Source organism: Ectothiorhodospira shaposhnikovii, assembly GCF_016584105.1.
Taxonomy (GTDB): Bacteria; Pseudomonadota; Gammaproteobacteria; order Ectothiorhodospirales; family Ectothiorhodospiraceae; genus Ectothiorhodospira; species Ectothiorhodospira shaposhnikovii.
Genome location: NZ_NRSM01000003.1, coordinates 116,909 through 129,275, shown reverse-complemented (window position 1 = coordinate 129,275; position 12,367 = coordinate 116,909). Strand labels below are relative to the sequence as shown.

The window sequence follows — 12,367 nt, the reverse complement described above, 5'->3', positions numbered from 1 at the left end:
AGAATGACGTTGGATGGGCATGATATGGGGCTTTCCCGTACCGGCCCGGAAGACGAAACGGATGGATGTCAAAACGCTGATCAGCCAGGTGAACGAGGCTGATGGACGAAGCGACCTTGAGCAACTGGGCAGCCGGCTCCCGGCACTGCAGATCCGGCTGATCCGCGACGGCACGGATGCCAACGCGCTGGGCCATGCCATCTCGGACCTGGCGGATGCCTTCACGCAGCGTTTCATCCGGCTGGCGGAGGACTCCCTGGGCAAGCCCCCCATGGCCTATGCCTGGGTGGCCAGCGGATCACAGGGACGAAGGGAGCAGACCGTACATACGGATCAGGACAACGCCCTGATCCTGTCCGGGACTGCAGACAGGGAGGTCTTCGGGTATTTCGAACAGTTGGCGGAACAGGTCACCACGGGGCTGGATGCCTGCGGGTTCGTCCTCTGCTCGGGTGAGGTGATGGCCCGCAACCCGGAATGGCGTCAGCCACTGGACCAGTGGGAGCGGAATTTCAAGGGATGGATCGAACAACCGGAACGAAAATCCGTGATGCTGGCACAGAACTTCCTGGATCTGCGCTGCATTCACGGTGAAGACGCACTGCTGGAACGCCTGCGCCGCCGTGTTCTGACCCTGACCCGGCATAGCGCCGGATTCATGGCGGCGCTGGCCGTGGAGGCCCTGCATGACCGACCGCCCCAATGGCTGCCCGGCGGCCGTCTGTGGCGGTTTACCCGGCGGCCGCCGGTAATGAACATCAAGCAGGTCGGCATCCTGCCCATCGTCGGTCTGGCCCGTCTGCTGGCCCTGGCAGACGGAGTGATGGTGCTGGGTACCCGGGATCGCATCCAGGCGGCCGTCTCCAGCGGTCGGCTGAGCGAATCCGGCGGACGTGATCTGACGGCGGCCTGGGATTGCATGACCTTGATGCGCGCCCGGCATCAGGTACGTTGCCTGGAACAGGGCCGGAAAGCGGACAACAGGCTTGATATCGGCCTCCTTTCCCAGGAAGACAGGCGACGGCTACGGGAGGCATTCAAGGTGGTGCGAGTCATTCAGAGTACGACGGGACGCAGGGTCGCAGGGTTCCTGCTCCAATAAGGTGCGGATTTGCACAGGAATGTGGCAGCAATGATAAGCCCGGGTTATTCTGGAATAAATTCGGCCATGACAGGAACCAGGCATCCAGGCCCAACGCACAGCGACAAGACACAGGCAACACAGTCCATAGAGACCCGGGAACAGGATTTCCGCCGACCCCGAACGTGGTTGGCAACGTTTCAAATGTCTTTTTGAGGAGGAACCCATGTCGGAAGTGAAGATTCACGAAGTACCGAAAGATTTTGCCGCCAGCGCCCACGTCAACCTGGAACAGTACGAGTCCATGTACCGCCGGTCGGTGCAGGATCCCGATGGCTTCTGGGCCGAGCAGGCAAAAACCTACCTTGACTGGTTCCAGCCCTGGGATTCCGTGCTGGAAGGCAGCTTTAATGGCGAAGCCCGGGTCACCTGGTTCAAGGGCGGCAAGCTGAACGTGGCCCACAACTGCCTGGACCGTCACCTGGACACCCGGGGCGATCAGGCCGCCATCATCTGGGAAGGCGACGACCCGTCCGAAGATCGCACCATCACCTACCGGGAACTGCACGCTGAGGTCTGCAAATTCGCCAACGTGCTCAAGTCCAAGGGTGTGAGCAAGGGTGACCGGGTCTCCATCTACCTGCCCATGATCCCGGAGGCCGCCGTGGCCATGCTGGCCTGTGCCCGCATCGGTGCCGTGCACTCCATCGTGTTCGGCGGCTTCTCTCCCGACGCCCTGCGCGACCGCATCCAGGACGCCGAGGCCAAGGTCATCATCACCTCCGACCAGAGCCTGCGTGGCGGACGCAAGGTGCCCCTGAAGGGCAACGCCGACAAAGCAGCCGCCCAGTGCCCCACCATCACCACCATGGTGGTAGTCAAGCGCGGCGGCGAGCCGGTGGAATGGAAGGAAGGCCGTGACGTGTGGTACCACGAGGAAGTGGCCGCCGCCAGCGCCGACTGCCCCGCCGAGCCGATGGATGCCGAAGATCCGCTGTTCATCCTCTACACCTCCGGCTCCACCGGCAAACCCAAGGGCGTCATGCACACCACCGGCGGCTACCTGCTGCAGGCGGCCATGACCCACAAGCTGGTGTTCGACTACAAGGACGGAGAAGTCTACTGGTGCACCGCCGATGTGGGCTGGGTCACCGGTCACAGCTACATCATCTATGGTCCGCTGGCCAACGGCGCCAAGAGCCTGATGTTCGAAGGCGTACCCAACTACCCGGACAATGGCCGTTTCTGGCAGGTGTGCGACAAGCACAACGTCGCCACTTTCTACACCGCCCCCACCGCCATCCGTATGCTGATGGGCGCCGGCGACGAATTCGTCACCAAGCACAAGCGCTCCACGCTGCGCCTGCTGGGCACCGTGGGTGAACCCATCAACCCGGAGGCATGGGAATGGTATCACCGGGTCGTGGGTGACGGCCGCTGCCCCATCGTCGACACCTGGTGGCAGACCGAAACCGGCGCCCACATGATCGTCAACCTGCCGGGCGCCGTGGACATGAAGCCCGGCTCAGCCACCAAGCCCTTCTTCGGCGTGGAGCCGCTGCTGGTGGACGACCAGGGCAACGAAATCACCGAGACCCCGGCGGAAGGCAACCTGTGCATCAGAAACCCCTGGCCGAGCATGATGCGCAGCCTGTGGGGTGATCACAAGCGCTTCGTCGAGACCTACTTCAAGATGTACCCAGGTCTCTACTTCACCGGTGACGGCGCCCGTCGTGACGAGGACGGTTATTACTGGATCACCGGTCGCGTGGACGATGTGCTCAATGTTTCCGGACACCGTCTGGGCACCGCCGAGATCGAATCCGCCCTGGTGCTGCACCCCAAGGTGGCCGAGGCCGCGGTGGTGGGCTACCCCCACGACATCACCGGTCAGGGCATCTATGCCTATGTCACTCTCATGGCGGGCGAGGAAGGCAGCAAGGAGCTGGCCGATGAACTGGTGAAACTGGTGCGCAACGAGATCGGTCCGATCGCCAAGATCAACCTGATCCAGTTCGCCCCCGGCCTGCCCAAGACCCGTTCGGGCAAGATCATGCGCCGCATCCTGCGCAAGATCGCCGCCAACGAACTGGAGAACCTGGGTGACACCTCCACCCTGGCCGACCCGGAAGTGGTGAACGTGCTGATCGACAGCCGCCTGAACAAGTAATCCTGGTCAGGCAACAAAATGGCAGCGGGGGCATCATGCCCCCGCTGCCATTTCCACGCCCGCTCATGCCCCGTCGACGCTTCTCATGGTGGACCTGGGAACGCCTTATCCGCCCCAGCGCTCCCTGAGGGCATCCCGATTCAAGCGCAACCACTGCAGGGCAATGATGGTCATCGCCGTATCCACCTGCATCCGGTCCAGCCGGTCAAACGCCTCCGCTGCGGCCAGCACATGTACCCGGATCTCTTCGCCTTCGTGTGCCAGACCGTGAATCCCACCCGCGTTACCCAGATCCGCGCGCGCCACGAACAGGGAAATCCGCTCCGAGGAACTGCCCGGCGTGGAATAGTAGTCATGGATATGCACCAGCTCATCCAGATGGCAACCGGCTTCTTCCCGGGCCTCCCGGCACGCCACGGACTGCGCCCGTTCCCCCGCATCGATCAGACCGGCAATGATCTCCAGCAGCCAGGGGCCATGGGGTGACTCGATCGCACCCACCCGGAACTGCTCCACCAGCAGCACTTCATCGCGCACCGGGTCATAGGGCAACACGCCGGCCGCATGACCACGGTCCAGGAGTTCCCGATCAATGACCATGGGCTCTCCGCCTTCAAACCGGCCATGGGACAGACGCAACCGCCGCAGGTGGAAGAACCCCCGGTACAGGTCTTCGAGCTTGAGTATTTCCCATTTCATGCAATGATTACCTATAAACGGCAAGGATATCGGCACGCCCGTCACACCATGACGCCGGGCTACCCCTCGGGCAAGCCCCAGACATCGAGTATACTGAGAGCCATGAAAGACCTGCTCAAACTACTGGAATCCCTGATCGGCCGCGAGGCCACGGTGGACGGCATTCACTGCGAGGTGATCGAGATCCTGGAGGCCGGCCCCCGGGTGGTGGTGGGCCAGATGGATGGCGAACATGTGATCCAGCCGGACCAGCATGGCGAACCCCACCGGCGGGTACTGCAGACCTTCACCCTGCCGGTACTCAATGACGAGGCCACCGACATTCATCCCGTGATCATGACCATGGCGGGCGAACCCCTGTCGCGACAGATCCGCGAGGCCCTGCTGGAACAGCACCGGTTGCCCTGACCGATCAGCCGCTAGGACTCCACCTTGCCCCGCAGGGCCTTGATCCTGCCCCGCTGGATCTTGCTCTCCAGACGCCGCCTGCGGGAAGCCAGGGTGGGCCGGGTGGCCTTGCGGGTCTTGACCGGCTTCATGGCATCCAGGATCAGATCCTTCAGCCGGGCGAGCGCGTCCTCCCGGTTCTGCTCCAGGGTGCGAAAGCGCTGCGCCTTGATGATCACCACGCCCTCCTTGCTGATCCGCTGATCGGCCCGTTGCAGCAGCCGGTCCTTGAATACCCTTGGCAGGCTGGACCTGGGAATGTCAAAACGAAGGTGCACCGCGGAAGACACCTTGTTCACGTTCTGCCCTCCGGCCCCCTGGGCCCGGATCTGGGTCAGTTCGATTTCCCATTCAGCCAGTGTCACGCTATTGGAGATTTTCAGCACGATGCCTTTCCCGGGGCGGTTTGCCGACGCCCTCCCGCCAAATGATGAGGATTTTTTCCGATCGAGCCCTCAAGTCTGCGGCAGATCCGCCGATCTGCTGACTGAGGGGCCTTGCAGGCACCTCGGACACTCACGAAAACCCAAAGGTGTTCATTATGGACGTCAACGCAATCGCCGCCCTGTCCACCCAACTGTCCCAGCAGCAGCTTGCCCAGGATGTTGGCACGGCGGTACTCAAAAAGGCCATCGATACCCAGGCCCAGAGTGCCCTGGCCCTGGTGGAGGCCCTGCCGGATGTGAGCAATGTCGCCCTGCCTCCGAACGTGGGCACCATCGTCAACACCACCGCCTGACCCACCTGCCGGTCTGGCCGCAACCGCTCCGGCACGACGGAACGGTTGCGGAAACAGGCTGAGTCATACCGAGAACATCGCCTCCAGATCGTGTCTGGAATAGGCCTTGAAGGCCAGCAGGGTGTTGGTCTTCTCCAATCCCTGGATGGTCAGCAGGTGGTTCGTGACCAGTTCGGCCAGATCATCATTGCGCGGCACACGGACGATGGCAATCAGATCGTAGTTACCGCTCACTGAAAACACTTCTGATATCTCCTTCATAGCCGCCAGATGATCTGCAATGGCGTTGATCCTGCTCCGTTCCACATTCATGAGAATGATGGCTGTGACCATGCTGGGGGACTCCTGATGTACTGTGTGATCCAGCGCTAAACTAACTCGAACCGTCCATCAGGTCCATGCCCCGTGACGGCACCGGCCCCGCCCCAGTCATCCCCAATCCGATCCAGATCAAGTATTACGGCAACAGTTCCGCTCCCGCCTGCTACGCTCCTGACATGGACTCCGAGACGCGATTCCTGCCCCGGACCGATGCGGATCAGCTACTGGAACGGCTCCGGGTTTCAGGCTTTCCCCGCATCCTGGGCCCGGTGGCCCGGGATGGCAGTCTGGTTTTCAGCCCGATCCACCAATGGTCCCAACTGCCCGCCGGTATCCGGGACATGCAGACCCCCGGGACTTACCGGCTGCACAGACATGCGGACCCCCTCTGCTTTGCCTGGGCGAACGGGCCACAGGCCCTCAAACCGCTCACCTTTGCCGGCCGGGAACTGCTATGGCGCGCCGAACGCCATCACGAGACGGCAGCCCCCGTCTTCGAGCATGCCGAAGACACCCCGGAACCCACCGCTGTCCTGGGCATCAGAGCCTGTGATCTGGCCGCCCTGGCACTGCAGGAAAAACACTTCACCCATGGCCGTTTCCCGGACCCCTTTTTCGGGCGGCGCCGGCGCAGCCTGTTTCTCATTGCGGTGCATTGCTCCCACCCGGCATCCACCTGTTTCTGTGCCTCCACCGGCGATGGCCCGACCGTGACCCGGGGCCACGATCTGGTGCTGGCGGAACTGGACGAGGGCTATCTGATAAGCGCCGGCAGCCGCGGTGGCCGACGGTTACTGAAGGACATGGCACTGCCGCCGGCCACGGCGGCGCAGGTACAGTGGGCGGAACGGGCGTCGGCACGGGCCACCGCGGCCCAGATGCGACACCTGCCGGGCCGGCACCTCAAACAACCGATCCATGATCGCCTGGAAGCCCGCCACTGGAGCCGCGTGGGAGAACGCTGCCTCTCCTGCGGTAACTGCACGGCTGTCTGCCCCACCTGCTTCTGCCATATGGAACTGGACGAACCGGCCCTGAGCGGCCACCGCACGGAACACCTGCGCCAGTGGAGTTCCTGCTTCAATGCCGAGCACAGTTACATGGGGCATTTCCTGGTCCGTTCCGATACCCGCCTGCGATACCGCCAGTGGCTGACCCACAAACTGGCCGGGTGGCACGAGCAATACGGGCGCAGCGGCTGCGTGGGATGCGGCCGCTGCATCACCTGGTGTCCGGTGGGTATCGACATCACCGCCGAAGTGGCGGCCCTGCTGGCGGAGGAGATCCATGCGCAGCCATCCTGATCTGCCCCTGGCCGCGCGGGTGGTCGGCCGTGTGCAGGAAACCCGCGACATTTTCAGCCTGCGCCTGGCTCTGCTGGACGCCACCGAGCGAGCCGGCTACCGCTCCGTACCAGGCCAGTACAACATGCTGTACCTGTTCGGCGTGGGAGAAGTCCCCATCTCCATCGTCTCGGACCCGGATGACGGCGGCCCCCTGGAACACACCATCAGGGCCGTGGGCCGCGTCACCCACGGACTGGAACGCCTGCGGGTGGGCGATACCCTGGGCCTGCGCGGCCCCTATGGGCGGGGCTGGCCCCTGGATGCGGCGCGAGGCAGCGATGTGATCGTGGTCACCGGTGGCCTGGGCTGCGCCCCGGTGATATCCATGGTCCGCCACATGCTGCGGCACCGGGAAACGTTCGGCTTCATCACCCTCCTGCAGGGAGTCAAACACGCCGAGGATCTCATCTGGCGCCGCCAGTACCAGACCTGGGCCGCCCTGCCCGATGTGCAGGTCCTGCTGGCCTCGGACCAGGGTGGAATGCAATGGCCCCATGCCATGGGCAATGTGACGACCCTGCTGGATCAGGCCCGCATCCCCGCCGACGGCATCGCCATGCTCTGCGGCCCGGAACGGATGATGAAGGCCGTCATCCCCCTGCTGACAGACCGGGGCATGGACCCGTTCAGGATCTGGCTGAGCATCGAGCGCAACATGCAGTGCGGAATCGGCCATTGCGGTCACTGCCAGGTAGGCCCCCATTTCATTTGCCAGGACGGACCGGTATTTCGCTATCCGGATATCGCGGACTGGATTGACCGGGAAGGTTTTTAAGCCCTGCACGGACACACCGGTCCGACCGGCTACCGTAAGGAGCGTCAGAGGTGAAACCCAGGATATCAGTCCATAAGTTCAGTTCCTGCGACGGCTGCCAACTGGCCTTCATCAATGCCGGCGAGGCCTTGCTGGAACTGGCGACTCTGGTGGACATCGTCCATTTCGCCGAAGCCGGCCCCGTCGACCCGGATGCGCCGGTGGACATCGCCTTTGTGGAAGGCAGTATCTCCACCCAGGATGAGGCCTTGCGCATCCGCCGGCTGAGGGAAACCACCCGGTATCTCATCAGTCTGGGGGCCTGTGCCACCGCCGGTGGCCTGCAAGCCCTGCGCAATTTCAACGCCCGCGGCGTGGAAGACTGGAGCCACGCGGTCTATGCCCGCCCCGAATTCATCGAGAGCCTGGATACGGCCACCGCCATTGCCAGACACGTCAAGGTGGATCTGGAACTGTGGGGCTGCCCGGTCAGTACCCGCCAGGTCTTCGCCGCCATCCGGCGCCTGCTGTACGGTGCCCTGCCCTTCGTGGATAACGAAAAGGTGTGCCAGGAGTGCAAACGCCGGGGTATCACATGCACCCTCGTCACCCGGGGCATCCCCTGCCTGGGACCGGTGACCCGTACCGGCTGCGGTGCCCTCTGTCCAGCCTTCGGCCGGGACTGTTACGGCTGCTTCGGCCCGGGAGAAAACCCCAATGCCGCGGCCATGGCAAGACGTTTCCAGGGACTGGGGCTGCTGCCCGAAGAGATTAACCGCCGCTTCCACTTCATCAACAGCCATGCCCCCGACTTCCTGGAAGAAGGCCTGGCGTGGCGGGAGGATCGGCCATGAGCGAACCGTCGGACAGGCGGCGGAACATCCGCATCCAGGTTCCGGTACTGGCCCGGGTGGAGGGTGAAGGCGCCCTGGAGATCCATGCCCGCGACGGACATATCCAGCATCTGTGCCTGAGGATCTTCGAACCGCCCAGGTATTTCGAAAAATTCCTGGAAGGACGCGGTTGGGAAGAAATTCCCGACATCGTGGCCCGCATCTGCGGCATCTGCCCGGTGGCTTACCAGATGAGCGCGGTCCAGGCCGTGGAACAGGCCTTTGCCGTGCAGCCCTCCCGCTGGGTTCGGGACGGTCGGCGCCTGCTTTACTGTGGTGAATGGCTGCAGAGCCATGCCCTGCACATCCACCTGCTGGCATTGCCGGATTTCCTGGGATTTGACAATGCCATTGCCATGGCCGCCGAACATCCCGACACCGTGCGCCGTGGACTGGGCCTGCAGCAGTTGGGGAATGATCTGATCCGGATGTTCGGCGGTCGTTCCGTGCATCCGGTGGGGGTCCGGGTAGGCGGCTTCCACCGTGCTCCTGCCCAGGCAGACATCCAGGCCCTGCGCTCGCGGATCCAGGCGGCCCTGAAGGATGCCGAAGACCTGGTGACCTTCACCGCCGCCCTGCCCTTACCGGCAGATGAGCAGACATTTGTCAGCGTCTCCCTCCGGCATGAAGAGGAATACCCCATGAATGGAGGTCGGATCGTCTCGGACCGGGGACTGGATATCTCCCCGGAGGATTACGAGGCCCATTTCGAAGAATATCACCAGCCTCACTCCACGGCCCTGTATTCCCGGCTTCACGGCCAACCTTATCTGGTGGGGCCGCTGGCTCGCCTGAACCTCAACCATGACCGACTTTCACCACGAAGCCGGGAGGCCCTGTCAGCCACCGGCCTGACCCTGCCCAGCCGCAACATGTTCCACTCCCTGATCGCCCGGGCAGTGGAGTTGCTGGAGGCACTGGTGGAAGCGGATCGCCTGCTGGCGGATCATGCCCCGCCGGATTCCCCCTGGTCAGAGGTCACGCCCCGGGAAAGCGAAGGCATCGGGTGCACGGAAGCCCCCCGGGGCCTGCTCTGGCATCGCTATCGACTGGATGCGGCCGGACGGGTGATATCAGCCCGCATCGTGCCGCCCACGGCCCAGAACCAGGGGCGCATGGAGGCGGATTTGCGCCACTCCCTGGAACACTTCGGTCTTGATCAGAATGATGAATCCCTGAAACTGAGGGGAGAAATGGTGATCCGCAACTATGACCCGTGCATCTCCTGCGCCACCCATTTTCTCAAGGTGAGGGTGACCCGTGCATGACAGCATTCTCCCGGTTACGGCGCCATGCGGGTGATCGGGATCGGTTCTCCCCACGGGGATGACGCCCTGGGCTGGGAGGCGGCCAGGTATCTGGCGCGGCTCCCCGGCATCGCGGATCATCTTCGGATTGACTGTCTTGATCGTCCCGGAACGGGGCTGATCCAGGCCATTTCCGGGGAAACGGCCGTCATCCTGCTGGATGCCATGGAAGCCGGTCTGCCGGCCGGAACGGTCAGGCGGCTTTCGGCAGATGAGTTGATGGCGGGCGTCGGCGCGGTTTCAAGCCACGCCCTGGGTGTCGCCGAATCCCTGGCCCTGGCCAGGGTACTGGGGGTGCTGCCGAACGCCGTGCACATCATCGGCATCCAGGCAGGCCTAGCCGCCCCCCTTGGCAAGGCGCCAAGGGGCCGGGCCCTTGCGACGGTGTCGATGATCGTGCGGGAAATCACCGGTCTTCAGGACCCGTTACCCGCGGCACGGCCGGGTAACGGCGGAATCGGGTGAATGGTGGGACCCTGCTACTGGCTGATGCCGTGCTCCCGGGTGGCGCTGAAGGTGACCTCCGGCCACTTCTCCATGGCCATCTGCAGATTCACCCGGGTGGGCGCGATGTACACCAGATCGCCGCCATGGTCGATGGCCAGGTTCGCGGCGGCCTTGTCCCTGAACTGCTCCAGCTTGCGCTCGTCCTCGCAGGTGACCCAGCGGGCGGTCTGCACCGAAACCGTCTCGAAGGCGGCGTCCACGTTGTATTCGGATTTCAGGCGATGGGCCACCACGTCGAACTGCAGCACACCCACCGCGCCGAGGATCAGGTCATTGTTCGTCAGCGGCCGGAACAACTGGGTTGCCCCCTCCTCGCAGAGCTGCTGCAGCCCTTTCTGCAGCTGCTTCATCTTCAGGGGGTCGCGCAACTGGGCACGCCGGAACAGCTCAGGGGCAAAGTTGGGAATCCCGGTAAAGGCCAGGGCCTCGCCCTGGGTGAAGGTGTCACCGATGCGAATGGTGCCATGGTTGTGCAGGCCGATGATGTCCCCGGGATAGGCTTCTTCCAGGTGTTCCCGGTCCGAGGCCAGGAAGGTCAGGGCATCGGAGATGCGTACATCCCGCTTGATGCGCACATGGTTGAGTTTCATGCCCTTGGTGAAGGTGCCCGAGCAGATGCGCAAAAAGGCAATCCGGTCCCGATGCTGGGGATCCATATTCGCCTGGATCTTGAACACGAAACCGGAGAAGGTTTCCTCGTCCGGAGACACCTTTCGGGTCTCGGTGGGGCGAGGCTGGGGCGCGGGGGCATGCTCGACAAAGTCATCCAGCAACTCCTGGATGCCGAAGTTGTTGATGGCCGAACCGAAGAATACCGGCGTCTGCCGTCCGGCCAGGTACTCGTCCTTGTCGAACTCGTGGGACGCCCCCATGACCAGTTCCAGTTCCTCGCGCAATTCCGCCGCCTGGCTGCCCAGCACCTCGTCCAGACGGGGATTGTCCAGGCCCTGGATGATCTCCCCCTGCTGGATCTTGCCACCGTGGGTGGGCGAGAACAGGTGCACCGCATCCCGCTTGAGGTGGTAGACACCCTTGAAGCGCTTGCCCATGCCGATGGGCCAGGTCACCGGGGCACACTGGATCTTGAGCACATCCTCCACCTCATCCAGCAATTCGATGGGCTCGCGGCCTTCCCGGTCCAGCTTGTTGATGAAGGTCATGATGGGGGTATCACGCAGGCGACACACCTCCATCAGCTTGATGGTGCGTTCCTCCACCCCCTTGGCCACGTCAATGACCATCAGGGCCGAGTCCACCGCGGTGAGGGTGCGATAGGTGTCCTCGGAGAAGTCCTGGTGGCCGGGGGTATCCAGCAGGTTGACGATGCGGTCCTTGTAGGGGAACTGCATCACCGAGGAAGTCACGGAAATGCCGCGCTGCTTTTCCAGTTCCATCCAGTCCGAGGTGGCGTGCCGGGCAGCCTTGCGGCCCTTGACGGTCCCCGCCAACTGGATGGCACCCCCGAACAGCAGCAGCTTTTCGGTCACCGTGGTCTTGCCGGCATCCGGGTGCGAAATGATGGCAAAGGTACGGCGGCGGGCGGTTTCAGTCGCGTATCTGGAGGGCATGGGTGGCACGGCCTGTGGGTAAAGCCGTGCATTTTACGACAGATGGGAGGATGGCCCAAGGATTGCCGGCCGGCATCACCGCCCGGGCGACCCGCTTCGCTCCCGGATCTCCTGACGCTCCTCCGGACTCATCTGCAACCAGCGCTCCCGCAGACGCTCCCGCTCATCCGGCGGCAGGCGCTGGAAGTGCTCCAGCCGCTCCCGATGCAATCGCCGTTCATGCTCGGGCATGGCCTCCATCCGACGACGTTGATCATGCAACTGCCGACGCTCATCGGGCGAGAGCGACTCAAGGCGCCGCAGATCGCCACTGAAACGGGCCCGCTGCTCGGGCGTCATATCCTGCCAGCGATCGGCCACGCGCAGCAAATGCAGGCGCCGGTGCGGGGGCAGATCATCCCAGCGCTCCGCCAACGGCGCCAGTATGGCGCGTTCGGCACGGGTCAGTTCCGCCCAGTCCGGAGCGGGTTTGGCCATCGGCATCATCATCCGTTCACCTCGCCCACGGTCGCCGGGGCCCCGGTCAGGGAAAGGA

The 12,367-nt window shown here is 63.6% G+C and carries 14 protein-coding genes; 9 read left to right on the top strand and 5 right to left on the bottom strand.

The annotated features are described in order from the left end of the window. Nucleotides 1–61 precede the first annotated feature (61 nt). Nucleotides 62–1,102 (top strand): DUF294 nucleotidyltransferase-like domain-containing protein, encoded by a 1,041-nt coding sequence (locus tag CKO35_RS02925; RefSeq protein WP_200172430.1) that lies wholly within the window; start codon nucleotides 62–64, stop codon nucleotides 1,100–1,102. A gap of 205 nt (nucleotides 1,103–1,307) precedes the next feature. Next, a complete protein-coding gene (gene acs, locus CKO35_RS02920; RefSeq protein ID WP_200172428.1) occupies nucleotides 1,308–3,251 on the top strand; it encodes an acetate--CoA ligase in 1,944 nt (647 codons plus the stop codon). Between the two features lie 105 nt (nucleotides 3,252–3,356). Here acs and CKO35_RS02915 read toward each other — a convergent pair whose 3' ends face one another. After that, complete coding sequence (locus CKO35_RS02915) at nucleotides 3,357–3,950, bottom strand: NUDIX domain-containing protein (protein ID WP_200172426.1); 594 nt, start codon at nucleotides 3,948–3,950, stop codon at nucleotides 3,357–3,359. A gap of 102 nt (nucleotides 3,951–4,052) precedes the next feature. On the opposite strand from CKO35_RS02915, the gene CKO35_RS02910 reads away from it, so the two are divergent. Then, nucleotides 4,053–4,358, top strand: coding sequence for a hypothetical protein (locus CKO35_RS02910; protein WP_200172424.1), 306 nt, complete (start codon nucleotides 4,053–4,055; stop codon nucleotides 4,356–4,358). Nucleotides 4,359–4,369: 11 nt separating this feature from the next. Here CKO35_RS02910 and arfB read toward each other — a convergent pair whose 3' ends face one another. After that, nucleotides 4,370–4,786 (bottom strand): alternative ribosome rescue aminoacyl-tRNA hydrolase ArfB, encoded by a 417-nt coding sequence (gene arfB / locus CKO35_RS02905; protein ID WP_200172539.1) that lies wholly within the window; start codon nucleotides 4,784–4,786, stop codon nucleotides 4,370–4,372. A gap of 152 nt (nucleotides 4,787–4,938) precedes the next feature. Here arfB and CKO35_RS02900 point away from each other — a divergent pair, with 152 nt between their 5' ends. Continuing rightward, nucleotides 4,939–5,136 (top strand): YjfB family protein, encoded by a 198-nt coding sequence (locus tag CKO35_RS02900; protein ID WP_200172422.1) that lies wholly within the window; start codon nucleotides 4,939–4,941, stop codon nucleotides 5,134–5,136. 63 nt (nucleotides 5,137–5,199) lie between these two features. Here CKO35_RS02900 and CKO35_RS02895 read toward each other — a convergent pair whose 3' ends face one another. Beyond that, nucleotides 5,200–5,469, bottom strand: a complete 270-nt coding sequence (locus CKO35_RS02895; RefSeq protein ID WP_200172420.1) for an Lrp/AsnC family transcriptional regulator — start codon at nucleotides 5,467–5,469, stop codon at nucleotides 5,200–5,202. Between the two features lie 65 nt (nucleotides 5,470–5,534). On the opposite strand from CKO35_RS02895, the gene CKO35_RS02890 reads away from it, so the two are divergent. Genes CKO35_RS02890 through CKO35_RS02870 form a run of 5 tightly spaced genes read left to right on the top strand, consistent with a single transcriptional unit; the run spans nucleotide 5,535 to nucleotide 10,222 of the window. Next, the gene (locus CKO35_RS02890) at nucleotides 5,535–6,761 is read left to right on the top strand and encodes a 4Fe-4S dicluster domain-containing protein (RefSeq protein ID WP_242466980.1); all 1,227 of its coding nucleotides are present in this window, start codon (nucleotides 5,535–5,537) and stop codon (nucleotides 6,759–6,761) included. Next, on the top strand, nucleotides 6,745–7,578 hold the full coding sequence (locus tag CKO35_RS02885) for an FAD/NAD(P)-binding protein (RefSeq protein ID WP_200172418.1): 834 nt from the start codon (nucleotides 6,745–6,747) through the stop codon (nucleotides 7,576–7,578). Before CKO35_RS02890 ends, CKO35_RS02885 begins: the two co-directional genes overlap by 17 nt. 50 nt (nucleotides 7,579–7,628) lie before the next feature. Continuing rightward, nucleotides 7,629–8,411 (top strand): NADH-quinone oxidoreductase subunit B family protein, encoded by a 783-nt coding sequence (locus tag CKO35_RS02880; protein WP_200172417.1) that lies wholly within the window; start codon nucleotides 7,629–7,631, stop codon nucleotides 8,409–8,411. Beyond that, nucleotides 8,408–9,718 (top strand): Ni/Fe hydrogenase subunit alpha, encoded by a 1,311-nt coding sequence (locus CKO35_RS02875; RefSeq protein ID WP_200172414.1) that lies wholly within the window; start codon nucleotides 8,408–8,410, stop codon nucleotides 9,716–9,718. The genes CKO35_RS02880 and CKO35_RS02875 overlap by 4 nt, the downstream gene beginning before the upstream one ends. Before the next feature lie 24 nt (nucleotides 9,719–9,742). Beyond that, nucleotides 9,743–10,222 carry a hydrogenase maturation protease gene (locus tag CKO35_RS02870; RefSeq protein WP_200172412.1) on the top strand — a complete coding sequence of 160 codons (480 nt, stop codon included), beginning with the start codon at nucleotides 9,743–9,745 and terminating at the stop codon, nucleotides 10,220–10,222. A gap of 14 nt (nucleotides 10,223–10,236) precedes the next feature. Here CKO35_RS02870 and CKO35_RS02865 read toward each other — a convergent pair whose 3' ends face one another. Further along, nucleotides 10,237–11,832 carry a peptide chain release factor 3 gene (locus CKO35_RS02865; RefSeq protein WP_200172410.1) on the bottom strand — a complete coding sequence of 532 codons (1,596 nt, stop codon included), beginning with the start codon at nucleotides 11,830–11,832 and terminating at the stop codon, nucleotides 10,237–10,239. A gap of 75 nt (nucleotides 11,833–11,907) precedes the next feature. Continuing rightward, nucleotides 11,908–12,321, bottom strand: a complete 414-nt coding sequence (locus tag CKO35_RS02860; protein ID WP_200172408.1) for a DUF3106 domain-containing protein — start codon at nucleotides 12,319–12,321, stop codon at nucleotides 11,908–11,910. Between the last annotated feature and the right edge of the window lie 46 nt (nucleotides 12,322–12,367).

What these genes read in the sequence shown, in the direction of transcription:
- CKO35_RS02900 (WP_200172422.1), top strand. Translation starts at nt 4,939, where the DNA reads ATGGACGTCAACGCAATCGCCGCCCTGTCCACCCAACTGTCCCAGCAG.
- CKO35_RS02895 (WP_200172420.1), bottom strand. Translation starts at nt 5,469, where the DNA reads ATGGTCACAGCCATCATTCTCATGAATGTGGAACGGAGCAGGATCAAC.
- CKO35_RS02885 (WP_200172418.1), top strand. Translation starts at nt 6,745, where the DNA reads ATGCGCAGCCATCCTGATCTGCCCCTGGCCGCGCGGGTGGTCGGCCGT.
- CKO35_RS02925 (WP_200172430.1), top strand. Translation starts at nt 62, where the DNA reads ATGGATGTCAAAACGCTGATCAGCCAGGTGAACGAGGCTGATGGACGA.
- CKO35_RS02875 (WP_200172414.1), top strand. Translation starts at nt 8,408, where the DNA reads ATGAGCGAACCGTCGGACAGGCGGCGGAACATCCGCATCCAGGTTCCG.
- CKO35_RS02910 (WP_200172424.1), top strand. Translation starts at nt 4,053, where the DNA reads ATGAAAGACCTGCTCAAACTACTGGAATCCCTGATCGGCCGCGAGGCC.
- CKO35_RS02870 (WP_200172412.1), top strand. Translation starts at nt 9,743, where the DNA reads ATGCGGGTGATCGGGATCGGTTCTCCCCACGGGGATGACGCCCTGGGC.
- CKO35_RS02890 (WP_242466980.1), top strand. Translation starts at nt 5,535, where the DNA reads ATGCCCCGTGACGGCACCGGCCCCGCCCCAGTCATCCCCAATCCGATC.
- CKO35_RS02865 (WP_200172410.1), bottom strand. Translation starts at nt 11,832, where the DNA reads ATGCCCTCCAGATACGCGACTGAAACCGCCCGCCGCCGTACCTTTGCC.
- CKO35_RS02860 (WP_200172408.1), bottom strand. Translation starts at nt 12,321, where the DNA reads ATGATGATGCCGATGGCCAAACCCGCTCCGGACTGGGCGGAACTGACC.
- acs (WP_200172428.1), top strand. Translation starts at nt 1,308, where the DNA reads ATGTCGGAAGTGAAGATTCACGAAGTACCGAAAGATTTTGCCGCCAGC.
- CKO35_RS02915 (WP_200172426.1), bottom strand. Translation starts at nt 3,950, where the DNA reads ATGAAATGGGAAATACTCAAGCTCGAAGACCTGTACCGGGGGTTCTTC.